Source organism: Chryseobacterium luquanense, from assembly GCF_026460945.1.
Lineage (GTDB): Bacteria > Bacteroidota > Bacteroidia > Flavobacteriales > Weeksellaceae > Chryseobacterium > Chryseobacterium luquanense.
This window is the reverse complement of sequence record NZ_JAOVZV010000003.1, coordinates 410,829-436,770: the sequence shown is the minus strand read 5'-3', so window position 1 is coordinate 436,770 and position 25,942 is coordinate 410,829. Positions and strand designations below refer to the sequence as shown.

The following is a 25,942-nucleotide window of genomic DNA, read 5'->3' as shown; positions in this document are numbered from 1 at the left end:
TTTCATCATTTAATTTTTTAATGCTTTTTGTGCTACTCAAATATACAAATTAAGTGCTAATTTTGCAGAAAATTTATTGAATGACAACAATTGTGGTGGCAATGGGAGAAAAAAATGAAATTGGTTCTGATAACCAATTGCTGTGGCATCTTCCAAAAGATTTAAAACATTTCAAAGACCTTACTTCGGGACATCCGATCATTATGGGGAGAAAAACTTACGAAAGCATCGGGAAGGCACTTCCAAACCGTACCAATATTGTTGTTTCAAGAAAGAAAAACTGGTTTCAGGAAGGGATTCTGATCGTAGGAAGCATTAAAGAAGCTGTGAAATTTGCTAAAAAAATTGATGAAAATATCTTCATCATTGGTGGCGGAAACATCTACGAACAAACAATGGAAATTGCAGATAAACTTGAAGTAACTTTAGTAAAAGCGAATCTTGAAGCCGATACTTATTTTCCTAAAATCAACCCGAAGTTTTGGAAAATGACTTCAGAAATCTGTCATGAAAAAGACGATAAAAATCAATATGATTTCTGTTTTCAAACGTTTGAAAAAGTTGATGTTCAGTAGTTGTTAGTTGATAATTTTTTAATGGGTGAAATTTTAATTAGAAACCATCAACGAACAATCAAATTTCTTATCTTTGCACTTCTAAAATTTAATAATGAATAAATACATAAAAATCATAGTTGCAGCGCTTCTGATTCTTGGAGGTCTTTACATGATGATTTTCACAAGAAATTTAGGTTGGGGAATCGTGGTTTTTCTTTTAGCTGCATTGCCGATTTTCTTATTTATTAAGAATGAAAATATTCTTTTGGCTTTTTGGCAGTTGAGGAAACAAGATATGGTGAAAGCGTCAAAATTTCTGAATAATATTAAAGATTATAAAACAGAACTTCACAAAAACCAATACGGATATTACCATTATCTTCAAGGTTTGGTTTTAGCTCAAGATCATCCTACAAAAGTAGAACCTTTGATGAAAAAAGCTTTGGAGTATGGTTTGAACATGAAACACGACCGTGCAATGGCAACCTTGAATCTTGCTGCAGGTGCAATTTCTAAAGGAAAAAGGCAGGAAGGACAAAAACTATTGGAAGAAGCAAAAAGATTAGATTCTGCAGGTATGATGGCTGATCAAATCAAAATGTTGAAAGATCAGTTGAAAATGCCTACAATGCAAAAGCATATGCATAATCCTAATATGAGAAATAGAGGTAAATTTTAATAAAAATATTTAAAAATAGAAATGGCAGAAAAGTAATTTTCTGCCATTTTTTTATATCAAATAATTGTTATGCTATTGTTTTATAACTTTGATTGTTTTTGAAGAGCCGTCTTTATAGTTAATTCTTGCAATATAATTTCCTGTTGTTAATCTTGATATATTTATAGAAACATCTCTACTGTCAAATTTTTGACTTAAAACATTTTGTCCGGCTAAATTATAAAAATCTAAAGAAGAAATAATTTGATTTCCTGAAATATTGAAAATGTTCTTTACAGGATTTGGATAATATTTTATAGATGTTTTCCCATCAATTTCTACAGTACTTAAACTAGCAAAATTTAATCTGATATTTGTTCTGTTAGGTGTTGCTGTCATTGCTCGAGTGTCATTCCATGCATTAGAAATACTATAATAAGTTGATGATTTATTTGCTACGTTGGAATACGAGTAATTCGGAGGAGATAATGTATAATTTCCTGAAGCATGCACTACTAAAACTATTAAGTTTTTTGTAGAATCATTATACTGAAAAGGAGTTGTAAGTGTAATGTTTTGCCATCCTAAAACATCGTTGTTTACATTACCTGTATAAACTAATGTATAACCCGTTGTACTCGTAGGAGTAGAAATAGTACTTTGAGTAGACATCTTCATGTAAATAGATACATTGCCTGTAGTTGTTGCGTAAGCATTACTGACAATATTCCATCCTATAGAATTTATTGTTCCTGTACCTCCAATTTCTGAAGCGTCATAAATTGTTTCACTTGCTCCGTTCTCAAATAATCTTGTAATTGGTGAGTAATACCATGAAGCTGTTCCTGTTCCGATTGTTATTTGCTGTTGTGCATTTGTAGGAATTATTCCTAAGAAGCAAATGAGCAAAATGTAAAAAAAAGTAGAGTTTTTCATAAGCTTAATAATTTTAGTTGACTAAATGTAGTAAATAATTATCAAAATAAGCTTATCGTTAGTTAATTACATTTCTGAAGTTTGTTCATTACCATAAAATTTAGGTATTTGCCAATGATATTTTACAGCTAAAGTTCTGATGGAAACGATTAGTAAAATGGTAAAAATCTGAATAATTGTATAAGAAAGATTGGTGAAAGTTGTCAATAATAAAAATGTAGAACCTCCAATAATACAAGCACTTGCGTAAATTTCTTTCCTGAAAATTAAGGGAATTCTGTTTAGTAAAATATCTCGTATAATTCCGCCGAAACATCCTGTTATGGTTCCTAATCCTATACAAATTAGTGGATGAATGTCTACATTTAAGCCTTTCTGAACGCCAATTATAGTAAATAATCCCAATCCGAAACTGTCAAAAATAAATAAAGTTACTTTGAAGTTTTTCTCAATAGATTTAAAAATCATTGAAAAAATACTTGTCGCTAAAATTAATCCGCACATCAAAAGATCATGCATCCAGAAAACCGGAATTCCCAGCAATAAATCACGCACCGTTCCGCCACCAACTGATGTAACGAAAGCAATAATTAAAACTCCAAACGGATCTAATCTTTTCTGCATTGCCGCAAAACTTCCCGACATCGAAAATGATATCGTACCGAGAACTTCTATTGCAAAATTGATTTGTTCGTGCATTCCTGATAAATGATAGTCGATAAATGATAGTCGATTAAATGTCTAAAATCATTAATCTCTTATCATTTATCATTTATTTTTTTTCTACTCTTACAGATTCCGGAACCAAAAGTTCATATTCTCCTCCGTGATTGATGATTTCTCTTACAATACTGCTGCTGATAAAAGATTTTCCTGATGAGGTCAACAAGAAAACGGTTTCCAGTTTTTTGTGGGCTAAAGTTCGGTTGGTATGAGCAATTGCTTTTTCAAACTCAAAATCTGCAGGATTTCTAAGACCTCTGAGAATGAATTGAGCATTTTTTTCAAAGCAATAATCTACCGTTAAACCTTCGAAATGATCTACTTCAACATTCGGGAATTCCGCAACTGAATTTTGAATAAATTCTATCCTTTTTTCTAAAGGAAACATATATTTTTTTTGAGAATTTTGCCCTATAGCAATAATTACTTTATCGAAAAGTGCCGCAGCTCTCTCAATAATATCGTAATGTCCTAATGTAATCGGATCAAATGACCCAGGGAAAACAGCGATTTTCATATCCTAGTTGTTTTCGTTTGATTTTTCGTAAAACAGTCTTAAGTTTTCAAGGTTCAGACTGCAGTTATTATTTAAAACGTGGTTGGAAGATAAATTCAAAATTAGATTATTTCTTCCTATAATTTTTGAATTTTTGTAAAACTTTTCAAGTGGTCGAAAATTAATAATGTTTTCAAAATTTCCATCTTCACTTTTCTTTATAATCCCTGAAAACAAGACTGTTTTGTCCAAAGAAGAGATTTCAAAATAATTTGGAGCCGTTTCATTGTCAATTACAACATCATGTTTCATGACATATTCAAAACATTTTTGTTTATCCAGATAAATAGCCTCTCCTATAAAACCGACCTGTTTAGCATCAGAATCATTCTTTGGAAGATCCAATTCAAGCGTTTTTACATTTTGGGAAAATGAAAAAAAAGGAATGATAAATAAAATGATCGATATTTTATTCATTATTTCTTTTATTAAGAGCTTTTTCAACCTCGTTTCCACAAAGATCTGTTATAGAAATCCCATAGATTTTAGCCTGTTGCGGAAGAATACTTGCCGGAGAAAACCCAGGATTGGTGTTCATCTCCAACATATAAGGAATTCCATCCATTAAAATAAATTCGCTTCTCGAAAAACCGCTCATTCCAAGAGAATTGTAGGCTCTTTTTGCAATTTCTTCCACTCTGATTCTGGTTTCATCGTCGATTCTTGCAGGGGTAATTTCTTCCGAAGCACCTTCATATTTAGCTTCATAATCAAAAAATTCGTTTTTAGGGACAATTTCCGTAATTCCTAAAACGATCGTTTCACCTTTAAAATCAATGACTCCCACAGAAACTTCCATTCCGTCGAGGAAACTTTCAATTAAAATTTCATCATCTTCTTTAAAAGCAATTTCTGTTGCAGCAATTAATTCAGATTTTTCTTTCACCTTGGAAATTCCCAGTGATGAACCTGATTGATTAGGTTTTACAAAAACAGGGAGATTTAAGTTTTCGATAATTTCATCTACATTAATTTCTTCTCCTTTTCTTAAATAAACACTTTTCGCCGAAGGAATTCCGTATTTTGAAAGTACCGCTAAAGTATCTTTTTTATTGAATGTTAATGCACTTTGATAAAAATCACAACCGGTATATTTTTGTCCGATGGCATCCCAATAAGCCTGAAGAATTCCGTTTTCACCCGGAGTTCCGTGAATGATATTGAAACAAGCATCGAATTTCAATACTTCGTTGTCTAAAGTAACCGAAAAATCGCCTTTGTTAATTGGTTTTTTGTTTTCATTTTCATCCAAAAAGTACCATTCATCTTTCAGAATCACCACTTTATAGACATGATAAAGATCTCTGTCTAAGGAATCATATATTAATTGACCGCTTTTCAGAGAAACTTTGTATTCATCAGAATAGCCTCCCATAACTACGGCAACGTGCTTTTTGCTCATATCTATATTATCAAGTAAGGCAAATTTAAACATTTTATATATTGAAATAAATGAATTTCAAATTTTTTGAATGCAAAATTGAAATCTACTAAATAAAAACTTCAATATAAAATTATTAATTATCTTTGTCGTTATTATTAAAGGATTTTAAAGTATGTTTAAATCGCTTTTGAATTGGAAAGTTTTAGTCAATTTGTTAGTAGCCATCGGTGTTTTCGTAGGATTGGTGTGGCTTACTTTCCGTTGGTTGGAATATCATACCAATCATGGTCAGGAAATTCCTGTTCCGAATGTTATTAATAAATCAGTTCATGACGCTGTGAAAATATTAGAAGATGCAGGACTCGACTATGAAGTTGACAGTGCAGCTTATAATCCTAAATACAGACCGCTTCAAGTTTTGAAGGTTTATCCTTCTCCGGGATCTCGTGTAAAAGACGGAAGAGCGATTCAGCTGATGGTAAATCCTAAAAGCTGGGCTCCGGTTGCTGTTCCGGATGTTATCAATAAATATTCAGGATTGGCTTTCCAGAGATTGGAGCAGGTAGGCTTGAAGGTTAACGATACTATTTATGAACCGAGTATTCAGAAAGATGCGGTTTTAAGAATATTATTTAAAGGAAATTCAATAAAACCAGGAACCAAAATCCCTAGATTTTCAGTAATTGATGTTGTTGTAGGATCTGGTCCTATGCGAAATATTGCCATTCCGAATGTTGTTGGTTTAACGGTAAAAGATGCAAAAGCTTTAATTGCAAGAAATCTTTTTGAAGTAGGTCTTGTAGATTTTGAAGACGGAGGAAATGATGATTCGGATATTGTTTATTATCAGGATCCGGCTGCAGGAGATTCACGAGATCAGGGAATGCAGATTGATCTTTGGGCAAGTAAAAAAACACCAGCAGAATTACGGGGTAAGATTGAAATCCTTAATTCTACTTATCGTATGAAGGTTGATACCACTTTACCTCCGGTAAGATATGATGAAGTACCGAATTTTCAGGATGCGCCCGTGATTGATGCAACTCCGACTCCGGTAAGTCCACCTAAAAAAGACGTTCCAAAAACGGATGCTGTAAAATCAAATGCAAGTTCAGGTTCAGCGAAAGCAACAACTTCAGTAGATAAGCCAAAACCTGCTACAACTCCAACATCCGATAAGCCTAAAGCTAAAAAGATGATTATAAATTAATTTTTAATTAAATATAAAAATAAGGCTTCAACTTTAATTATGTTGAAGCCTTTTATATAAAAGAAAGCAATGACAGAAGATAACGACGATTTTTTAGACGAAGAATTTTTAGATGCTAATACGAATGTTGACATTGATATCGATGATGAAAATAAAGGACTTTATGAACATCTGAACATTACTGTTGATCCTAAACAGGAACCTTTAAGAATAGATAAGTTTTTATTCAATTTTAGACAAAATTCTTCGAGAAATAAAATTTCACAGACTTGTCGTGCAGGAAATGTTATCGTAAACGGTGCTCCTGTAAAGCAAAACTATAGAGTTAAACCCTATGATCAGGTTTCTGTTTTATTAACTCGTCCTCCTCGCGAAAATATTATCATTCCACAAGATATTCCTATCAATATTGTTTATGAAGACGATGATTTGGTTGTCGTTGATAAAAATCCGGGAATGGTTGTTCATCCGGGATTCGGAAACTGGGATGGAACTTTAGTCAATGCTCTGGCTTTCCATTTTCAGAAAAACGGAGCAAAATCAGATTTAGAAAGAGTCGGGTTGGTTCACAGGATCGATAAAGATACTTCCGGGCTTTTAGTTATTGCTAAAAATGAATATGCTTTAAGTTTCCTTGCAAAGCAGTTTTTCGAAAGAAAAACCAAGCGTTTGTATTGGGCTTTTGTTTGGGGGAATGTAAAAGACGATGAGGGGACTATTACGGGGCATATAGGAAGACATCCGAAAAATAGAATGCAGATGTACACTTATGTTGACGGAAGTCAAGGTAAGCATGCTGTCACGCATTTTAAGGTCTTGGAACGATTTAAATATATGACTTGGGTAGAATGTAAGCTTGAAACAGGAAGAACGCACCAAATTCGAGCGCACTTTAAACATATCGGTCATACGCTGTTTAACGATGAACGTTATGAGGGTAGTGTGGCGCTTCGGGGTGTTAACCTACCTAAGTATAAGCAGTTTATAAAAAATGTGTTTGAAATATTACCAAGACATGCTCTCCATGCCCATACTTTAGGATTTATACACCCAACTACTAAAAAGGAATTGTATTTTGAGAGCCCAATGCCTCCAGATATGGCGGATGCTGTAAAAAAATGGAGAAATTATTTAGAAAACTAAAAATATATTGAGATTTTTTTTATATTTGTTGAATTGAAATCAAGATTTGTTATGAGAAAACTATATGCTATCGTATGTTTAGCTCTTTTGTCGAATGCATACAAAGCACAAGAATCACTACCATACTATCAACAATATCTTTTGGATGGTGAGTTCCTGTTCAACCCTGCTCAATACGGTAAAACGGACTACGTACAACTTAACTTAAACTATCAACAACAATTTTCAAAATTTAGCGAGTCTCCAAATGTTCAGTCTGTGGGGATCAACGCAAATATTTTTGATAGAGTTGGAGCGGGTCTTTCCGTTTTTAGAGATAGCAACGGTCCTATTTCAGCAGGAGGTATTACAGCAGGAGCATCTTATTTTATCCCACTAAGCAGTGAAGGAGAAAGACAAGATCAGTTTTCTTTTGGTACAAGTGTGAACTTCTACAATATGAATTTTGACTATTCTAAAATTAATACTGAAGACGGTTACGATCCATTGTTGCAAGGAAATGAAAGCAACATCTTTATGGCATATGCTAACTTCGGTTTAGCTGCAACGTACAGAGGTTTATTCGGGGGAGTTTCTGTGAATGATATCGCATTAAGTAATGACGAATCTATCGTAAACAATTATGAGCCTTCTCCAATCAAATTCTTTTTAAACTTAGGATACGACTGGAAAATTGCAGATAACATCGCAATTACACCTTCAGCTTTAATCAACCTGAATACAAACTCAACGAGAATGATGGACTTAAACCTTATGGCTACATTCTCAAACGATATCAACGCTTTCTCTTTCGGGGTAAGCTACAGAGGAGTTCAAAACAGATTTGACAATCAGCAGTTGAGCATCTCTCCAATTGTGAAAGTAAGATTTAACAAATTTATGATTGGGGCTACTTACAACCTTGGAATGTCTGATATTCAGACTTACGGAGGGAATAGCTTTATGCTTGGTTTAGGTTATAACTTCGATAACTTTATTAATCATAGAGGATTTAGATATTAATCAATTTAATTTAAATAAATTTGAGCTCTGAAATTTTTCAGAGCTTTTTTTATGATTTACATTCACATTCCTTTCTGCAAACAGAAATGCAGCTATTGCAATTTTCATTTTTCTACTTCTTTGAATTTTAAAGATGAAATGCTGGATGCAATGAAAAAGGAAATCTTCCTTCGAAAAGACGAACTCCAAAACAAGAGCATTCAGTCGCTTTATTTTGGTGGCGGAACTCCTTCTGTGCTTTCTGCGGATGAAATCAAGTCTTTAATCGATGAGGTTTTAAAATATTTCAGTTTTAATAATGATATTGAAATTACTTTAGAAGCCAATCCCGATGATTTGAGTAGTGCATTTCTGAAAGAATTATCAAGTTCTTCAGTCAATCGTTTATCAATTGGAACCCAAAGTTTCTTTGATGAAGATTTGAAATTGATGAATCGTGCGCATAATGCTTCAGAAGCAGAAAGTTCGATCAAAAGAGCACAGGATTTTGGCTTTGAAAATTTAAGTATTGATTTAATTTACGGATCACCAACTTCTAATCTTGAAATTTGGAAAGAAAATTTAAACAAAACAATTGCACTTGAAATTCCTCATATTTCTTCCTACGCTTTAACGGTTGAACCAAAAACGGCTTTAGAAAACTGGATAGCAAAAGGAAAAGTTTCAAATCCAAAAGAAGAAGAGCAGAATCGGGAGTTTTATTATATGATTGATTTCCTGAAAGATCATGGTTTCGATCATTATGAAGTTTCTAATTTTGCAAAACCTGGATTTTATTCAAGACACAATTCTGCCTATTGGAAATATCAGGAATATTTAGGAATCGGTCCTTCTGCACATTCTTACAACGGAACAGATATCAGAAGCTGGAATATCGCAAACAATCAACAATATATAAAGAAATTATACTCAAATATTTTGGCAAAAGAAACTGAAATTCTTTCTCAACAAGATCAGTTCAACGAGATGATTATGATTGGATTAAGAACAATTTGGGGGGTTGATTTGGAAAGTTTGAATCAAAAATTTTCTAATAGTATTTTAGACCATTTTAATAAAGAAATTAAAAATAAACTGGAAGAAGAAATTCTCAAAATTGAAAATAATCACCTGAAAATTCCGGAAAAACATTGGTTTATGGCAGACGGAATTGCTTCTGATCTCTTCCAAGTTTAAAAATATCAAATCTCGAATCTCAAATTTAAAATCTTTAAGTATTTTTGTATCAAAATTTCAATCCTTTTGAAAACTAAAAAACAAGATTATTCGCATCTTTCAGCAAAACAGCCCATTGGAATTTTTGACAGTGGTGTTGGAGGTTTAACGGTTGCAAAAGAAATTAAAAGACTTCTTCCGCATGAAGATTTGATTTATTTTGGAGACACAAAACACCTTCCTTATGGAGAAAAGTCGAAAGAAGCGATTATAGGATATTCTACGAAAATTTCTAATTTCCTTTTAGAACAAAACTGTAAAGCGATTGTAATTGCTTGTAATACGGCTACAGCAAATGCTTTGAATGAAGTGATGGAATCTGTTGCCGGAAAAGTTCCTGTAATTGATGTAATCAATCCTGTAGCAGAAAAAGTTTCATACGAAATTCATAATAATGTGGGAGTAATTGCTACGAAAGCGACTGTAAATTCAGGTTTGTACAAAAAAAGCATCCGAAAACACAACAAATTTATCAAAGTTGATGAACTGGCGACGCCACTTTTGGTTCCTGCGATTGAAGAGGGGTTCAAAAATCATCCGATCACACACTCGATTATTTACAATTATCTGAGCAATGCTAAATTAAAAAATATTGAAACGTTGATTCTCGGTTGTACCCATTATCCACTTTTGATTGATGAGATTAAACAGTATTACGGAAACCGTGTTCGCGTGATTGATTCACCGAATATTGTGGCGAATCATTTAACGATTATTTTAGATAAATATCATTTGTTAAACGAAAATAATCCTAAGCCGACCTACAAGTTTTATCTTTCGGATATTACTAAGAATTTCGAGAAAATATCAAAAAAATTCTTTGGGAAAACAATAGATTTAGAACATAAGGTTTTATAAAACGAAAAAGACTCAATTTGAGTCTTTTTTTTATTCTGTAGTATCGATGTTTTCTGTTTCTATATCAAGTTCTGCTTCCTGATTAGGTTCATAAAAACTAAAACTCACATTTCCGTATTTTCGGGTAAATTTATAATTCGGATGATCCAGTTTTAATCTGCTTTGATGTTCTACAATCAGAACTCCATTTGGTTTTAGATATTTATTTTTTAAAACTAAAGAAAGCAGTTCGTGATATTTTTTTTCTTCGGTTTCAAACGGAGCATCAGCGAAAACAATTTCGTAAGATTTTTTATTTCTGAATTTTTTCAGCCAGTCAAAAACATCTCCACGTTGCGTACTTACCTGCAAACTCATATCCAATTCTGAAGCGACTGAATTGATGAAAGATGTATGTTTTGGATTCATTTCAACCGAAGTCACATCTTTACAACCTCTTGAAGCAAATTCAAACGTGATAGAACCAATTCCCGCAAAAAGATCAAGAACTGAGATTGACTGCATATCGTAAGTGTTTTCCAAAATACTGAAAAGCGCCTCTTTTGCAAAATCGGTAGTAGGTCTTACATCAAAGTTTTTGGGAGCGGCTATTTTTTTTGCTTTCCATTTACCGGAAATTATTCTGTACATTTTTGTTAGGTTTTAGATGATAGGTAAAAGGTAGCAGTAGAAACTAAATCCTAAAAACTGCATCCTGCAACCTAATTAAGGATGAAATTCTTATTCGGAACATTATCATAAACAACTTTCAGATTTTTTACAAATTTCTGAAGTTCTGATATAAATGTTTCGTTTTCTGTGGTTTCGCCATAAACGTAAAAATTAGTTTCGTTGATTCCAAAACCGATTTTACTTAAAGTAAACATGACGAAATAAAGAAAATCTACTTCCGAATTGACATCCAGATTATTATAAAGGATGATTTTTTTATTTGAAATGGCAAAAAATTCACACTGATTATGATAAAGATTGATGTGAATTTCTTTGTTATTCTTATTATTGATTGAATTCAAAAACTTTTCTCCCGAAAAATTAAATCTCACAGGAATTGAAAGATCTTTTATTTTCTGATAAAAGCTTTTTGGAAACGTATAATAAAACTGGACTTTGAATTTCTTGTTCACAGAAAGCATCAGTTCTTCATTTTCTTTGTCAACAGGTGCATTGAAAGCAATCAATTGATATCCAGAATCGTGGTCTTCAAAACCTTCAGGCATTAAAGTGAAATGATTCAGCGCAGAAATAACAGAAACTTCGTCATATCTTTGCTTTAAAAGAACATCTTCCAGTTTTTCTGAGATGAAATTTTTTGGCGATTCTTCGTCTACGAAATACGATTTCTCTTCCAAAACACTTTTGTTTTTGGTGATTTGGTAAATCAGTCCGTCTTTGGTAAAAAGTAAATTTAGTACGTTCATATTACAATTGTTGCAAATTTAGTGAAATTCTACCATTACCGCACCCGATTGATGATGAAGTATTTCCTTATTGTAAAAATCTAAACCTGTTTGACTTTCAAGTACGTCCCATACTAAGTTTTGAAGTACTCCATCTCCAATTCCGTGTACGATTTCGAGTCTTTTCAAATGATTTTTTCTGCAGAAATTTATAGTCTGAATTAATTTTTCCTTTTGCATGAACAATCTTTCAAAACTATCATAATCATTAGGATTTTTAACTAAATTATTGAAATGTAAGTCAAGAATCAAAGGGTTTTTATCGTGTTTTTTTGAAATAAATTTTTTAGTTTCAGCTTTTTTTACAATTTTAATATTATCATAAATCTCAGCATTTTTCGGAACCAGTTTTTCTTTCGAATATTGATAAGTAAAACCATATTCATCCTTAAAAACAACGATATTTCCATTCACTGAAGTAATTACTCCACCTAAATCTTCATCTACTACTGAAACTTTATCACCAATTTTCATTTTTTCTTACCGCTAATTAACACAAATGTTTTACACCAATTTTCACGAAATTCTTAGTCTTAGTCGTGAAAAATATTTGTGGCGTTTGTGTTTCAAATTATACTTTTGGCCCTAATTCAATGATCGCCAAATCTTTTATTTCTTCTCCATCAACTACAAACTGCATCATCGTCCTCATTTTATGCCATCCTTGTTTTCCGCAAGCTCCGGGATTGAGATGAAGCAATTTATTTTTATCATCATACATGGCTTTTAAAATATGAGAATGCCCTGAAATAAATAATTTTGGAGCCTTTTCTGAAATTTCTTTTTTTGTTAACGGAGTATATTTTCCGGGATATCCGCCAATGTGAATCATCAAAACTTCCACTTTTTCGCAGAAAAATCGATTGACTTCCGGAAATTCAGAACGGATTTTTGCGCCGTCAATATTTCCCCAAACTCCTTTTAAAGGTTTTATTTTTTCAAGCTGTTCAATGATTTCAAAGCTTCCAAAATCACCACAATGCCAAATTTCATCAGCCTGTTTAGCATAATCTAAAATTCTGTCATCAATATAAGAATGAGAATCGGAGAGAAGAAGGATTTTGGTCATATTTAATTTAAGCTCTTTTTTTGAAAATCCAAATTTACTTAATAATACTGAATTGATTAAATTTGGAGAAATTTAAAAATAATGAAGCATAACTTCTCTTTATTCCTACTTTTTATTTCTTTCATCTCTTTTGCTCAGGTTGAAGAAAAAAAAATGGATGAATTAATTCAAAATACTTTAAAAACTTTCGATGTTCCGGGAATGTCGGTTGGTGTTATTAAAGACGGAAAAGTAATTTACTCTAAAGGTTTTGGAGTACGTTCTTTAACGACGAAACAACCGATGGATGATAACACTCTGGTCGGAATTGCATCCAATTCAAAAGGATTTACCTGTACTGCTTTGGCAATTTTAGCAGATGAAGGAAAATTAGACTGGGACGATAAGGTTTCAAAATATATTCCGGAATTTCAGATGTATGATCCTTATGTTTCTCAAAACGTTACCATTAAAGATTTGGTGACGCATAGAGCCGGATTAGGTTTAGGACAAGGAGATTTGATGTTTTTTCCGGAAGGTGGAAATTTAACGGTGAAAGATATCGTTCATAATGTAAGATATTTAAAACCTGAAAACCCTTTCAGAACAACTTTAGACTATAATAACATCATGTTTATTGTTGCAGGAGAAGTGATTACCAGAATTTCAGGATTAAGCTGGGCAGATTTTATTGAACAAAGAATTTTGAAACCTGTCGGAATGACTTCAAGTTTCGGAAGTTACAACAGAGCAAAAGCCGTTTCAAATAAAATTGATGCACACGCTCCGGTTGACGGAAAAGCAATTGCCGTTCCTCACGACTGGAACGAAACAGGAAATGCCGCGGGCGGAATTATGAGTAACATTAAAGACATGACGACTTGGGCAGAATGTCTTCTGAATAATTTTACGACTAAAGACGGAAAGAAATTAGTTTCAGATAAAAATATTCAGCAGCTTTGGAGTCTTCAGATTCCGGAAGCTATTGCAATGAAAAATCCTTATGATACAAGTTTTTACGGATATGGATTAGGATGGTTCTTAAGTGACGTGAAAGGCCATAAGCAAATTCAACATACCGGTGGATTGATTGGAACAGTAACTCAGTTTACTTTAATTCCTGATATGAAATTGGGTATTATCGTTTTAACGAATCAACAATCCGGAGCAGCATTTAGTGCGATAACCAATACGGTGAAAGACTCTTATTTAGGAGTTGCTGACAGAAACTGGCTTAAAACTTACGGTGACAGAATGCAAAAAGTGGAGGCAGAATACAACAAACAAAAGAAAGAAGTTTTTGCAAAGTCTGAAGCATTCAAAAAGGAAAAAAGCCTACAGCCAAAAGCAGAACAGTTTGTCGGGAAATACAACGATGTATGGTTTGGAGATGTCGAAATTATTCAACAAGGAAATACGTATAGAATTTCTTGTAAGAACTCTCCAAGGCTGAAAGGTGAGTTGCTCCCTTTTTCAAATAATACTTTCATTATTAAATGGGACGACAGAAGTTATGATGCCGATGCGTATCTAATTTTTAATTATGATGAAAACGGAAAGGCCGAATCTGCAAAAATAAAAGCAATTTCAGATATTACTGATTTCAGTTTTGATTTTGATGATTTGGATTTGAAAAGAAAATAAATTTTATTATAAGCAAATAATTTAAATCAATTATTGTAAGGTATGAATGATTGGGAAGAAATAAAAAAGAAAATACTATTATTTGGAGAAGATGACTATGTATTTGCAGATATGTTCATCTCAATTGTTAATGAATATGAAAATATTCATAACATAGAAGATTTGAAGATTTATGCAATGGCAATGTTAAATGAATTGATGGAAAGTAATCTGATTAAAATATTTCTTCTTAAAAAAGATGAAAAAAACATTCTTATCAATGAAGAGTATAGCTTTAAAACTCCTGAACAAAAGAAGGATCTAATTAAAATAATTGATGAAAGATGGAAAGCTTTACAATATAGACTTCCGAATCCTGATGAAATATTTTGGGTGACTTCTGATTTGTGTATCGATAGAAACGCGCTTTAGCCCGTTTTTTTTGTTTATCGGCAAATTGGCTTTAGCCAAAACTTAAATGAAATTTTACATTTAGAAATATTGAACCACCCCGTCAAAAATTCTTTCGAATTTTCGCCACCCCTCCAAAGGAGAGGAATTTCACACGTGTATATTTAAATTAAATTTTCCCGGGTTCATAAAAGAAGAGCAGCTTTTTATTGGCGCTGTCAAACTGCGACCAAGAATCACATTCAATTTGAAAACCGGCAACACCGCAAGTCGGAAAATGGAAAATATCTTCAGAAATAGAATTGGCAAAATTAGAAATACCATTATTGTGTGAGAAAAATGCAACCGAATTTAAATCGTCATTTAAATCATAAATCACAGACTGGAAATTATTTTCAGAAGGATTATAGAGTTTTTCGTTGGTTCCGAAATTTAAATTGTAAGTCTGATTAAAAATTTTACAAGTACCTAAAGCTCGTACAGCCGGGCTGGAAAGCAAATAATCAATACCAATGCTGTTGCTTTTTAAAAATTTAGACATCTTCAGAGCGTCTAGTAATCCTTTGTCTGCCAAAGGTCTGTCAAAGTCGTTGGTTTCTTCCGGCCAGTCGCTTTTTGCATGTCTTACGAGAATCAATTGCTTCATAATCTTGAGTTTAGGTTATATAAAATTATAAAAAAATTAATGTAAATAAAACATGATTTATAAAAAAAACTGTGTTAGGAATAAAATGAGTAAAATTTCTTAAATTTGCAGACTTATGGGACAGATCATTGCTATAGACTATGGTAAAGCACGTTGTGGCGTTGCAGCAACCGATGATATGAAGATTATTGCAAGTGGTCTTGATACTGTGGAAACTCGTTTTCTGATAGATTTTTTTAAAAAATATTTCATTGAGAACAGTGTGGAGGCAGTTGTTGTAGGGCTTCCTGTAGATTTAAAAGGTAATATTTCCGAAGTGGAAACCGATATTTTAGGATTTATAGAAAACTTTAAAAAAGAATTTCCTCAGATAGAAGTTCACCGTTTAGATGAAAGATTTACCTCAAAAATGGCTTCGTTTTTTATTTCACAAAGTGGGAAAAGCAAAAAACAGAGACAACAAAAAGGATTGATAGATAAAGTAAGTGCAACCATCATATTGCAGAATTTTTTAGAACAAAAAACAAGATGATTTTACCAATAAGAGCTTTTGGAGATCCTGTTTTAAGAAAAACGGGAAAAGAGATAGACAAAAATTATCCAGATCTGCAGGAATTGATTGATAATATGTTTGAAACCATGTACAGTGCAAACGGTATTGGTCTGGCTGCACCGCAGATTGGTTTAGATATAAGGTTGTTTATCGTAGATGTTACACCTTTGGCAGAAGATGAAGATTACGAAGATATTGCTGAAGAGCTGAAAGACTTCAAAAAAGTGTTCATTAATGCAAAAATTCTTGAAGAATCGGGTGAAGAGTGGAAATTTAACGAAGGCTGCCTTTCGATTCCTGATGTGAGAGAAGATGTGAAAAGAAAGAGCACGATTTTGATCGAATATTACGACGAAAATTTTGTGAAGCATACAGAAACTTTTTCCGATATTAGAGCCCGCGTAATTCAGCACGAATATGATCATATAGAAGGTACGCTTTTTACCGATCATTTAAGCTCGCTGAAGAAAAAGCTGGTAAAGGGAAAACTAACAAAAATCACTCAGGGAGAGGTTTCGATTAGCTATAAAATGAGATTTCCAAAATAATTTAAACTAAGAAATATATTAATATAAAAAGCGTTATAGCTTTTACTGAAATTAAAAAAATAAAATTATGCTGTTAGAAAAAATAATTTCGATTTCCGGAAAACCGGGTCTTTACAAATTGGTGTCACAGTTGAAAAACGGATTCATTATTGAAGAAGTTACTACAAAAAAGAAGGTAAGCATCGGTAATTCAAGTCAAGTTAGCTTGTTGGATAATATTGCTATGTTTACTTTTGATAAAGAAGTTCCTTTGTTTGAAGTTTTCGAAAATATCGCTAAAAACTACGAGTACAAAGAAACTATTTCTCACAAATCTACAGAAGATGAGTTGAAAGAGTTTATGACTGCGTCTCTTCCAAACTATGATACAGACAGAGTTTACTTTTCTGATATTAAAAAATTGGCTCAATGGTATAACATCCTTCACAAAGCAGGATACATCACCCCTGAAAGCTTCGTAAAAGCAGAAGCAGAAACTGTAGAAGGTGAAGCTACAGACGAAGTTAACATTGAGAAAGATGCTCCCAAAAAAGCAGCTCCGAAAGCAGACAAGCCTGCAACTCCGAAAGTAAAAGCTAGTACAGGAGCTAAAGCAGCTACAAAAAGTACACACAGAAAAATGGGATAATTCGATTTATCTGAATTTATATAAAACCTTGTCAGAAATGATAAGGTTTTTTTGTTTTTAAGTTGGATTAACGAGGGCGCAAAATTATTTTAACTGATCATTTTAGGCGTAAGGATTTTTTATCTTCGATACAATTTAGGACTTGTCACTAAAATATTCTATATATAAAACTTGCTAAAAACCTTTGATTTTTTCGAGCCTTAAAAAGGAATGAAGTTAAAATCTTTGCGCCTTTGCGAAAACCAACAAAAAGATTTACCTTAAATTTGCATCACTTTGAATTCTCAAATTATGAATACCAGACAAGAAAAACTCGAAGCTTTCGGAAGATTATTAGACATTATGGATGATCTTCGTGAAAAATGTCCGTGGGATCAAAAACAGACTTTACAGACACTTCGTCATTTAACTTTGGAAGAAACTTACGAGCTTTCTGATGCGCTTTTGCAGGAAGATTTAACGGAAATAAAAAAAGAGCTTGGTGACGTTTTATTGCATTTGGTTTTTTATGCGAAAATAGGTTCTGAAAAAGAAAGTTTTGATATTGCTGATGTGATTAATTCTTTAAACGAAAAACTGATTTTCCGTCATCCTCATATTTATGGTGATACTAAGGTGAAAGATGAAGAAGAAGTAAAACAGAACTGGGAAAAACTGAAACTGAAGGAAGGCAACAAATCTATTTTGGGTGGAGTTCCGAAAGGATTACCAAGTTTGGTGAAAGCTTACAGAATTCAGGATAAAGTAAAAGGAATTGGTTTTGAATTTCACGATGCCGAAGATGCCTGGAAAAAAGTGGATGAAGAAATTCAGGAATTCCATGCGGAAACCAATTTAGATAAGAAAGAACAGGAATTGGGAGATGTATTTTTCTCTTTGATCAATTATGCCCGAATTTCAGGCTTAAACCCAGATTCAGCATTGGAAAGAACGAATATTAAATTCATTTCAAGATTCCAGAAAATGGAACAGCTTGCAGCTGAGGCAGATTTAAAATTAGGCGAAATGTCTTTGGAAGAAATGGATGTTCTTTGGGAAAAAGCAAAGCTTCAAGATAGAAATTAATGAAAATAAATCATCCCTCACAAAGCAGATTTCAGTATTTAATTGAAATTAAAAAAACAGAACGGAAATGGCATTTTCCGTTTTTAGCTGCTCTATGCATCGGAAGTCCGCTGCTTTTGGGATGGTTTTTAGGAAAACCTAATTTTGGAAGTTTGTCGAGTTTAGGAGCTTTAGTCATTTTATATTTTACACAAGCTCCGATTAGTCAAAGGATGGTTCATTTGGCAGTGTGTGCTTTTGGGATGATATTTTCGTTTGCGGTAAGCTTATGTTTCAATTTTAATGTATATTTTGGTGCTTTAGCACTGGGAATTGTCGCTTTTTTATCGCATTTTATCACCAATTATTATAAAATTCCGCCGCCGGGAAATTTCTTTTTCATCATGGTTGCGGCAATGGCAAGTAATTTTAAGTTCGATATGGAAATGATTCCAACAAGAATCGGACTTTTCGCAATGGGAACGATTTTATCGTGTTCATTTGCATTTATTTATTCGGTTTTTGTAGAAAAATCTGCGGTTATCAATATTCCAAGAAGAACGTTCAGAAAAAAACGATACACAAAATTTGTAGAAAGCGGAATTATTGCTGTTTTTATGACTTTAACTTTAATTATCGGACATTTACTGAAATTCCAAAATACGTACTGGATTTCCATCTCAACAATAGCAATTATTCAAGGACGAAATTTTGAGCATGTACGACAGAGAAATCTCCACCGGATTATCGGAACTTTCGTTGGACTTGGCCTTGCGTGGAACATTCTTTATTTTGATCCTGAGAAAATTGTGATGATTTTTATAATTATGATTCTCCAGTTTATTGTGGAATTGATGATTGTAAGAAACTATGGTTTTGCTGTGATTTTCCTAACTCCTTTAACGATTCTTCTTGTTGAAACAGGAAGTTTAATGCATCATAATGTCACAGAATTGATGGAAGCAAGATTAATTGATACTATTATTGGAAGTTTAATGGGATTAAGTGCAGGATTTTTGCTCTATCATCAGCAAACAATTAATAATTTGGAAAAGAGTGTGAGATTTTCTTTTTTCCAGTTTAAAAAATTGAAGAAATAAAAAAAATAACCATTAAGATTCATTTAAGGATGAAGAAATTGTAAGGAAACATCTGAGATATTCATTAAAAGTGCGCTCAGCTTAATTCAAATTTATTTGAAATTTAAAAAATCTTATCAACTCAAATGACTTAATGTTTAAATTTGAATTCTAAAAAATCTTTTAATTAAAAAGTAAACCATGAAATTTAACTACATATTCGCTTTGTTTTTATTGAGCTGTAATCCAAAAGCACAAGATTCTGCAGCAAAAACTGATGTTTTAAAAACAGAATTTTCCCTTCCAAAAAAGCTTAAAGAAGTTTCTGGAATTGCACTTTCTCAAGACCAAAAAACGATTTGGGCAATTGAAGATGCTGGAAATAAAAACGTAGTATATGGTTTAGATTTAAAAGGAAATCTTGTTGCCGATGTTTTAGTTGAAAATACTGAAAACAACGACTGGGAAGATATTACGAAAGATAAAGCAGGAAATATCTACATCGGAGATTTCGGTAATAATGATAATGACAGACAGAATCTTTCCATTCTTAAATTAGATCTGAAAGATGGCTCTCAAAAATCAACAAAAGTTGTACAAACCACTAAATTTCGTTACGAAGGACAAACTGAATTTCCACCTAAAAAGTCAAATTTACTGTACGATTGTGAAGCTTTTGTAGAAAAAGACGGTAACTTTTACCTGTTTACTAAAAACCGAAGTAAAGGTTTCGATGGAACTTTTCTGGTTTTTCAAATTCCTAACAAGGAAGGCGATTTTGAAGCGAAATTAATTGGTAAATTAAAGCTGGAAGGTGGTTATAATGATGCGGCAATTACTTCAGCTGCGATTAATTCTAAAGATCAAATTGTTTTATTAACGCACAAAAATGTATACAAAGTTTCAACTTTTTTTGATCATAATTTTACAACATCAGTTATTCAAAAAAACTCATTTAATCACAATTCTCAAAAAGAAGCTATAGTTTTTCTTGATGATAAAACCCTGCTGATTGCCGATGAAAAGGACAAAAAAGAGGGTGGGAATGTGTATCGTTTTGGATTCTAATCAAATTTAATAATACTGTAAAGTAGGTTTATTTTCCTCATACTTATTGGTCTTATGTAAAAGGCTAATAATTTCTTTGACTAGTTTTTCTTGATTTTCTGTTTTATCATTTGAGATAAATCCGTTCTTTAGATCTTTATTAGAAAATAAAATGCTGAAATTATATGAGATACCATCAATATTTAATTCTTCTATTCTTTGATAATCTTCATCAAAAAATGAATTAATTAAGATATTCAAATTCTTCAGTTCCTTATCGGAGAGATTGGTGAAATAAGGTTTAAGAGGTTTTCTTTTATCAATAAATTTTTCATAATCTTTTCTTCTCATTGGTGGAGGTGGCTCCGCAGAATGAGGATACATACTTTTGAAAATTAAATATTTTTTATCGAAGTTGATAATTACTTCGGTATTTTCTTTTAGTGAAGGTTGAAAATGGAAAACTAATAATTCGGGATATGATTTTTTATTTAAGACTACATTACTGTTGATTTGCTGTGATTTATCACTCATTTTTAGATCATAAAAAATATATCCAATAACAATTAAATTTAGAGCGAATACCAATAAAAAAATCTTTTTCATAGTTAAACAAATTAATTGGGTCCCTATCTAGAAATTCATTCCAACACCTCCGGAAATTCTTCCGCCATCAGATCCAATGAAGTAATCTAATCTTGCAGAGAACGACTCTAAAATATTCAACCAGAATCCTGCACCAACACCTTGATGCCATTTGTCGGACTGTTCTCTATCCATCCAAACTCTTCCCAAATCATAACCTACTAAAATTCCCATATTGGTAGGAACAATATTGTTTTTCACTCTTCCAAAGTCCCAACGAAGTTCTGCATTATTCACTAAATAAGATTTTCCGGCAAATCTTTCATTTCTGAAAGCACGCATTCCGTTGTTTCCACCTATTGCTGCAGCTTGGTAAAATTCAAAATTATTATTGTTGATAATCATTGCATTGGTTGAATTGGCAAAAACAAATTTTCCTTTTTTATCAATTTTTCTGAAAAGATTCATCGTTCCTTGAAAGGTTGCGAAATTTCTTTCGAATTCAGATAAATTGGCTTTCCAGCCGGCATTTAAAATTAATTCCAAACCTAAAGTAGGGAAAGCATTATTGTCAAAATTTTTAAAGCTGAAAGTATAATTCGCACCACCAAATTGTTGATTGTCGAAAACCTCAGATCTTACATCGGGCGAAACTGCTACAAATCGGTCGTCATTTCTCTGAACTTTCGAGTTTTCAAAAGTTAGTTGAAACTGATGTTTCAGATTGAGCCAGCTTGTTTTTGAAATAGAAGGTGCAAATTTAATCTGTGAAATTCTCACACGATTATAATCACGATTATCTTCATCAGCATCATTTATACTTTCATTTCCTAAGCCAAAAAATGTTCTTGCAAAATGGGGAGTTGTGTAAGTTGCATCAATTCCTGCGTCCCAACCGAAAGCTGCTTTTTTGAAAATTCCTTTATATCCTAGATTGAATCCGCCTGTTGCGGTGTATAGATTTGCACTTAAACTATGTTTCTGAGTAAAACGGTCACGGATGAAATTATTTACAGTATAATTAGCAACAATCCCTAAAATTACCCCATCATCGGGATTAAAATTGGCATTCGGATAACCTGCTACAAAGTTATATTTCGGATGTTTCCAGTTATAAGTATTCACATCGTAATCATCTGAAATATGTTTTGTTGCTCCTTTTGTTTCGTAAGTGTTTTTTTGAGATTTAAAATCATAAATTTTCACGTTTCTACCATTTGAAACATTGTAAACATCATGATTGTAACCTCCGATTAGACGAATATTAGTCTTAGATTTTCCGTCTCCCGAAACTTCATAAATATCATCATCATCCAAACCGTAGATCCAAAGTTCTTTTGTTTTTTTACCATCATAAACTTTCTCAAAAACGAGTTCTTCCGATTTGTTTTTATGGATTTTATATTGTTTAACTTCTACTGATTTTTCATTTTTAATAATGACAAATTTATCTTTATCTAAAGTTCCTACCAATGGCACTTTTTCCTGAAGAATGTTGTAATATTCAACTGCATTAGCTTCGATTTTTTCTTTTCTAAGCTTTAATTTTCTCTGAATATCGGCAATTGTTTCATCTTGAACCTCTTTCGGAAGATTTTTAAAAGCATTATCAATATCTGCATTGGTAAGATTTTGCTGAATAAATTTTGCTTGTTCGCTCCAGTTTTTTTCGGTAGAGCCTTTTAAGAAAATCAAATCTAACGGATAAGGCTCCATGTTTACCCATCGCACATTTTTCACTTCATCTTTGAAAGATTTCATGTGGCGAATCATCGGAATATTCATGATGAAATAGAAAGCAGCGCCGTCATAATTGCTGAAAGCCTGATCTCTGTCTCTCGGAATTGGTTTGTAAATAATCTTGTTTCCGACTTTATATTCTGCCCATTTCCATTGGTCTTCGTGACGGTCCCAATCTCCGATCAGCATATCAAAAATTCTGGCTCTGATGTACAAATCTTGATCAACAAAATATTTACTGTCTTTTCGCATATTTTTCAGCACATCGGAAGTCGAAAGAATATCTGAAGCGTTATCTAATGACTGCAGAGTTTTAGAATCAGAAGAAAAACGTTCTTCAATCATATACAATTCGTCACCGTAATTTTCATTGTACTTTCCTAAAGATTTTTGTTTTGGAATATAAAAAAGTTCAGGATTGCTGTGGAAAATTCCAAGTTTATCAATCATATTATTGACTGCAAAACCTGTAAAAGGGTGATTGGTAGTATAAAAATCAAGTAGAAATCTTTCCGGAAAAGTGTTGTTTAATTCATTTCCAAAATCATTTTTCTTAAAAGCTTGAGCATTTAAAAAACGGGTTGCACTTTTTTTAATTCCGCGCATGACAAATTCCTGTCCTTCATTGGTTCTCAGACGAAGACTGTTCGATTGATTTCCGCCACCTTCTCTGACTGGCGAATAACCAGGATTCATATCTGAAAGGTCTTTTGTTTTTGCCTCAATCGGAAGGGCGTAATATTTTCTGTAATGATCTCCCCAAAGCCAACGATAAACTTTTCCTTTTTGGGTTAATTTTTCAGCATAAATTGTTGAAGTGTAACTTGCAGGAATTGAACTTGGAAAATTATTTTCAAATACATTCGGTTTAGAAATGACAGAAATCTGAGTCAGTTTTTCCAGTTTATTATTCTTTGTCGAAAAATATTCAACGTCTGAACTTTGGTCTTTTCTTAAATTTAAAATAGCAAAACCGCTTCCGCCGTAAGAGAAATCGGTTTTCTCAACAATGGTTGAAGGATCAGTCTTTGAGCCGGCTCCGCTGATGATTTGTCTTATGTTTCTGTCTTCGTGATACTGTAAATTATGATCGTGACCTGACACGAATATTACATTTTCTTTATCCTGAACAATACTTTTCAGTCTATTGGCAAAATCTGCGTAATGTTTGTTGCTGATGTCTTCCATACTTGCTCCGGAAGAACTTCTCAACGTATTGATTACAGTTGCAACTCCAGGAACAGGTACTTTTCCTTTGAAAGCCGCAAGGTGAGATTTAGCAGAATTAAATCCGGCATGAACTCCCGAGCTGATTACCGGATGGTGAAGTGCTACAATGATTCTTTTATCCTGATTTTTTGTAATTAAATCTTTGAATTCTGTATAAAAATCTTCTCTGGTTTTGATGTCGCAACCTTTATTGATTCCCGGTTGTTTATCCCAATTAATTAATGCCCATTCAGAATCAACAACAATCAGTTTAATGTCTTTAGTTAAATTAATATCATCAATCGGACAGGAATTTTTAGGAAGGAAAGATTTCTTATCGTTAAGATATGTTTTCACAAATTCTTCCTGAGCTTTTAATCCGTCTAAACCGTGATACCAATCGTGATTTCCGGGAATAACCAACGTCTTACCTTTGAAGTTTTTGGTAATCGCCAATTGGTTTTCCATTTTTTCTTTTGCTAAAGGATATTCTTTATCATTTTCTTTTGGCATTCCGAGAGGGTAGATGTTGTCACCCAAAAAGATCAGCATCGAATTACTGTTGGCAGAATCTATTTTGTTTTTAAGAAAATCTAAAGTTTGCTGAGATTGCATTTCTTCAGCATTTCCGGCATCTCCAACCAAGAAAATCTGGAAGTCATTTTCTGCTTTTTGTTCAGATTTTTGTACTTCATGTAAGTTTTTACCCTTTTTTACGTTGTAGGTAGCACAAGATAAAAGAATTCCTGAAAGGAAAAGTGTTTTTCCTGCCGGTGATATTTTTTTTAAATAAGATTTAAAGGATAAATTCATACATTTACATTAAGAAAAATTTGGTGATGAACATCTTAGACAAAGCTAAAAATTATGTTGAAAACTTATTCAAAGATAAACTATCTTCTGTTTACTTTTATCATAATTTTATTCATACCACATATGCTGTTCAAAAAGCAGATGAAATCATAAAGCATACCAATTTGTCTGAAGTTGACAGAGAAAAAGTTTTGCTTGCATTGTGGTTTCATGATGTTGGATTTACAGATTGCAATGCGGAAGGTCATGAACAACGGAGTACGGTCATCATGAAAGAATTTCTGAAGAAAGATAATTTTTCTGACGAATACATCGATGAAGTTTCAAAACTGATTTTGGCAACGGAAAAATATCATCAGCCTCAAGGACTTTTGGAGGAAATCATGAAAGATGCAGATTTCAGTCATTTTGCAAGTCCGTTTTACAATGATTCTGCGGAAGCTTTGCGTAAAGAATGGGAATTAACGGGTGGAATGTGCTTCTCAAATGACGAATGGAATGTGATGAATGTGGATTTTCTTAAAAATAAGCATAAATATTTCACAGATTACGCCAAAGAAAATTGGGAGCCTCTTAAAATGAAGAATGTGAAAAAGCTTGAAAAAAAGCTTGATAAAGAAGATAAGCCAAAGAAAGATTTGGATAAATCTGATAAAAAAGATCAAAAATCGGATAGAAGTGTTGATACTTTGTTCAGAGTGACGTTGAATAATCATACCAGATTAAGCGATATCGCAGACAGCAAGGCGAATATTTTGCTTTCAGTAAATGCAATTATTATTTCAGTTTGTCTTTCTGTTTTGGTTCCCAAATTAGACGCTCCGAAAAATACGCATTTGATTATTCCTACATTTTTCCTTTTGATATCAAGTGTTCTGACGATTATTTTTGCCATTCTTTCGACAAAACCGAATGTGACGAAAGTGAATTTTACCAAACAGGATGTGGCAGACCGAAAAGTTAATCTTTTATTCTTTGGTAATTTTCATCAGATGAAATTTGATGATTATTTGGGTTCGATGCATGATTTAATCAAAGACCGTGACTATATTTATGATTCAATGACGAAAGATTTGTACTTTTTAGGCAAAGTTTTAGACAGAAAATATAAACTTCTTTCGATTACGTATCAGATTTTTATGGCAGGAATTGTGATCTCTGTGCTGTCTTTTGCGTATGCGTTTCTGACATTGTAATTATTTGAAATATTTTAACATAGCGCTTCTAAAAAAGCGAAATATTTAAGGTCATTCTACTTTATACACAGAT

General features: G+C 32.7%; 28 protein-coding genes. 16 read left to right on the top strand and 12 right to left on the bottom strand.

Features of this window, described 5'->3' with window-relative positions:
• Positions 1 to 80 precede the first annotated feature (80 nt).
• Both OEA66_RS06335 and OEA66_RS06330 read left to right on the top strand, forming a co-directional pair.
• Positions 81 to 575: a dihydrofolate reductase gene (locus OEA66_RS06335; RefSeq protein ID WP_267280586.1), complete on the top strand. Its 495-nt coding sequence runs from the start codon at positions 81 to 83 to the stop codon at positions 573 to 575.
• A 94-nt stretch (positions 576 to 669) separates the two neighbouring features.
• Positions 670 to 1,236 (top strand): DUF2892 domain-containing protein, encoded by a 567-nt coding sequence (locus OEA66_RS06330; RefSeq protein ID WP_267280585.1) that lies wholly within the window; start codon positions 670 to 672, stop codon positions 1,234 to 1,236.
• Between the two features lie 72 nt (positions 1,237 to 1,308).
• Here the strand turns inward: OEA66_RS06330 and OEA66_RS06325 are convergent, their stop codons facing one another.
• The 5 genes from OEA66_RS06325 to OEA66_RS06305 all read right to left on the bottom strand — a co-directional run bounded on the left by OEA66_RS06325 (position 1,309) and on the right by OEA66_RS06305 (position 4,832).
• Complete coding sequence (locus OEA66_RS06325) at positions 1,309 to 2,151, bottom strand: T9SS type A sorting domain-containing protein (protein ID WP_267280584.1); 843 nt, start codon at positions 2,149 to 2,151, stop codon at positions 1,309 to 1,311.
• 66 nt (positions 2,152 to 2,217) lie between these two features.
• Complete coding sequence (locus tag OEA66_RS06320; protein WP_267280583.1) at positions 2,218 to 2,850, bottom strand: trimeric intracellular cation channel family protein; 633 nt, start codon at positions 2,848 to 2,850, stop codon at positions 2,218 to 2,220.
• A gap of 73 nt (positions 2,851 to 2,923) precedes the next feature.
• Positions 2,924 to 3,391 carry a pantetheine-phosphate adenylyltransferase gene (gene coaD, locus OEA66_RS06315; protein WP_267266340.1) on the bottom strand — a complete coding sequence of 156 codons (468 nt, stop codon included), beginning with the start codon at positions 3,389 to 3,391 and terminating at the stop codon, positions 2,924 to 2,926.
• A gap of 3 nt (positions 3,392 to 3,394) precedes the next feature.
• A complete protein-coding gene (locus OEA66_RS06310) occupies positions 3,395 to 3,847 on the bottom strand; it encodes a hypothetical protein (protein ID WP_267280582.1) in 453 nt (150 codons plus the stop codon).
• The gene (locus tag OEA66_RS06305; RefSeq protein WP_267280581.1) at positions 3,840 to 4,832 is read right to left on the bottom strand and encodes a D-alanine--D-alanine ligase; all 993 of its coding nucleotides are present in this window, start codon (positions 4,830 to 4,832) and stop codon (positions 3,840 to 3,842) included. The genes OEA66_RS06310 and OEA66_RS06305 overlap by 8 nt, the downstream gene beginning before the upstream one ends.
• Before the next feature lie 154 nt (positions 4,833 to 4,986).
• On the opposite strand from OEA66_RS06305, the gene OEA66_RS06300 reads away from it, so the two are divergent.
• From OEA66_RS06300 to murI, 5 genes are all read left to right on the top strand, one after another.
• Positions 4,987 to 6,024 carry a PASTA domain-containing protein gene (locus tag OEA66_RS06300; protein WP_267280580.1) on the top strand — a complete coding sequence of 346 codons (1,038 nt, stop codon included), beginning with the start codon at positions 4,987 to 4,989 and terminating at the stop codon, positions 6,022 to 6,024.
• A 69-nt stretch (positions 6,025 to 6,093) separates the two neighbouring features.
• Positions 6,094 to 7,167: an RluA family pseudouridine synthase gene (locus tag OEA66_RS06295; RefSeq protein ID WP_267280579.1), complete on the top strand. Its 1,074-nt coding sequence runs from the start codon at positions 6,094 to 6,096 to the stop codon at positions 7,165 to 7,167.
• A gap of 51 nt (positions 7,168 to 7,218) precedes the next feature.
• On the top strand, positions 7,219 to 8,169 hold the full coding sequence (locus OEA66_RS06290) for a PorP/SprF family type IX secretion system membrane protein (protein WP_267280578.1): 951 nt from the start codon (positions 7,219 to 7,221) through the stop codon (positions 8,167 to 8,169).
• Between the two features lie 51 nt (positions 8,170 to 8,220).
• Positions 8,221 to 9,345 (top strand): radical SAM family heme chaperone HemW, encoded by a 1,125-nt coding sequence (gene hemW, locus OEA66_RS06285; protein WP_267280577.1) that lies wholly within the window; start codon positions 8,221 to 8,223, stop codon positions 9,343 to 9,345.
• A 66-nt stretch (positions 9,346 to 9,411) separates the two neighbouring features.
• A complete protein-coding gene (murI, locus tag OEA66_RS06280) occupies positions 9,412 to 10,242 on the top strand; it encodes a glutamate racemase (protein ID WP_267266334.1) in 831 nt (276 codons plus the stop codon).
• A gap of 30 nt (positions 10,243 to 10,272) precedes the next feature.
• Here the strand turns inward: murI and OEA66_RS06275 are convergent, their stop codons facing one another.
• The 4 genes from OEA66_RS06275 to OEA66_RS06260 form a co-directional block, all read right to left on the bottom strand.
• Positions 10,273 to 10,872, bottom strand: coding sequence for an RsmD family RNA methyltransferase (locus tag OEA66_RS06275; protein WP_267280576.1), 600 nt, complete (start codon positions 10,870 to 10,872; stop codon positions 10,273 to 10,275).
• A gap of 71 nt (positions 10,873 to 10,943) precedes the next feature.
• Complete coding sequence (locus OEA66_RS06270) at positions 10,944 to 11,660, bottom strand: DUF3822 family protein (protein WP_267280575.1); 717 nt, start codon at positions 11,658 to 11,660, stop codon at positions 10,944 to 10,946.
• A gap of 18 nt (positions 11,661 to 11,678) precedes the next feature.
• The gene (locus OEA66_RS06265) at positions 11,679 to 12,173 is read right to left on the bottom strand and encodes a DUF8465 domain-containing protein (protein WP_267280574.1); all 495 of its coding nucleotides are present in this window, start codon (positions 12,171 to 12,173) and stop codon (positions 11,679 to 11,681) included.
• Positions 12,174 to 12,270: 97 nt separating this feature from the next.
• Positions 12,271 to 12,768 (bottom strand): metallophosphoesterase family protein, encoded by a 498-nt coding sequence (locus OEA66_RS06260; RefSeq protein ID WP_267280573.1) that lies wholly within the window; start codon positions 12,766 to 12,768, stop codon positions 12,271 to 12,273.
• Positions 12,769 to 12,849: 81 nt separating this feature from the next.
• Here OEA66_RS06260 and OEA66_RS06255 point away from each other — a divergent pair, with 81 nt between their 5' ends.
• Together OEA66_RS06255 and OEA66_RS06250 are read left to right on the top strand one after the other, a co-directional pair.
• Entirely contained in the window at positions 12,850 to 14,391 is a 1,542-nt protein-coding gene (locus OEA66_RS06255) for a serine hydrolase (RefSeq protein ID WP_267280572.1), read from the top strand.
• A 42-nt stretch (positions 14,392 to 14,433) separates the two neighbouring features.
• Positions 14,434 to 14,802: a hypothetical protein gene (locus OEA66_RS06250; RefSeq protein WP_267280571.1), complete on the top strand. Its 369-nt coding sequence runs from the start codon at positions 14,434 to 14,436 to the stop codon at positions 14,800 to 14,802.
• 148 nt (positions 14,803 to 14,950) lie between these two features.
• Here OEA66_RS06250 and OEA66_RS06245 read toward each other — a convergent pair whose 3' ends face one another.
• Positions 14,951 to 15,427, bottom strand: a complete 477-nt coding sequence (locus OEA66_RS06245) for a SixA phosphatase family protein (protein WP_267280570.1) — start codon at positions 15,425 to 15,427, stop codon at positions 14,951 to 14,953.
• A 115-nt stretch (positions 15,428 to 15,542) separates the two neighbouring features.
• Here OEA66_RS06245 and ruvX point away from each other — a divergent pair, with 115 nt between their 5' ends.
• The 6 genes from ruvX (at position 15,543) to OEA66_RS06215 (ending at position 20,347) form a co-directional block, all read left to right on the top strand.
• A complete protein-coding gene (ruvX, locus tag OEA66_RS06240) occupies positions 15,543 to 15,959 on the top strand; it encodes a Holliday junction resolvase RuvX (RefSeq protein WP_267280569.1) in 417 nt (138 codons plus the stop codon).
• Positions 15,956 to 16,528: a peptide deformylase gene (gene def, locus OEA66_RS06235; RefSeq protein WP_267280568.1), complete on the top strand. Its 573-nt coding sequence runs from the start codon at positions 15,956 to 15,958 to the stop codon at positions 16,526 to 16,528. The genes ruvX and def overlap by 4 nt, the downstream gene beginning before the upstream one ends.
• A 67-nt stretch (positions 16,529 to 16,595) precedes the next feature.
• Positions 16,596 to 17,156, top strand: a complete 561-nt coding sequence (locus OEA66_RS06230) for a DUF5606 family protein (RefSeq protein WP_267266323.1) — start codon at positions 16,596 to 16,598, stop codon at positions 17,154 to 17,156.
• 291 nt (positions 17,157 to 17,447) lie between these two features.
• Positions 17,448 to 18,221: a nucleoside triphosphate pyrophosphohydrolase gene (gene mazG, locus OEA66_RS06225; protein ID WP_267280567.1), complete on the top strand. Its 774-nt coding sequence runs from the start codon at positions 17,448 to 17,450 to the stop codon at positions 18,219 to 18,221.
• The gene (locus OEA66_RS06220; RefSeq protein ID WP_267280566.1) at positions 18,221 to 19,300 is read left to right on the top strand and encodes an FUSC family protein; all 1,080 of its coding nucleotides are present in this window, start codon (positions 18,221 to 18,223) and stop codon (positions 19,298 to 19,300) included. The genes mazG and OEA66_RS06220 overlap by 1 nt, the downstream gene beginning before the upstream one ends.
• Before the next feature lie 180 nt (positions 19,301 to 19,480).
• Entirely contained in the window at positions 19,481 to 20,347 is an 867-nt protein-coding gene (locus tag OEA66_RS06215) for a YjiK family protein (protein WP_267280565.1), read from the top strand.
• A gap of 6 nt (positions 20,348 to 20,353) precedes the next feature.
• Here the strand turns inward: OEA66_RS06215 and OEA66_RS06210 are convergent, their stop codons facing one another.
• Positions 20,354 to 20,860, bottom strand: a complete 507-nt coding sequence (locus OEA66_RS06210; protein ID WP_267280564.1) for a hypothetical protein — start codon at positions 20,858 to 20,860, stop codon at positions 20,354 to 20,356.
• A 99-nt stretch (positions 20,861 to 20,959) separates the two neighbouring features.
• The gene (locus OEA66_RS06205; protein ID WP_267280563.1) at positions 20,960 to 24,673 is read right to left on the bottom strand and encodes a metallophosphoesterase; all 3,714 of its coding nucleotides are present in this window, start codon (positions 24,671 to 24,673) and stop codon (positions 20,960 to 20,962) included.
• A 26-nt stretch (positions 24,674 to 24,699) separates the two neighbouring features.
• On the opposite strand from OEA66_RS06205, the gene OEA66_RS06200 reads away from it, so the two are divergent.
• The gene (locus tag OEA66_RS06200; protein WP_267280562.1) at positions 24,700 to 25,869 is read left to right on the top strand and encodes a Pycsar system effector family protein; all 1,170 of its coding nucleotides are present in this window, start codon (positions 24,700 to 24,702) and stop codon (positions 25,867 to 25,869) included.
• The last annotated feature ends 73 nt before the right edge of the window (positions 25,870 to 25,942 follow it).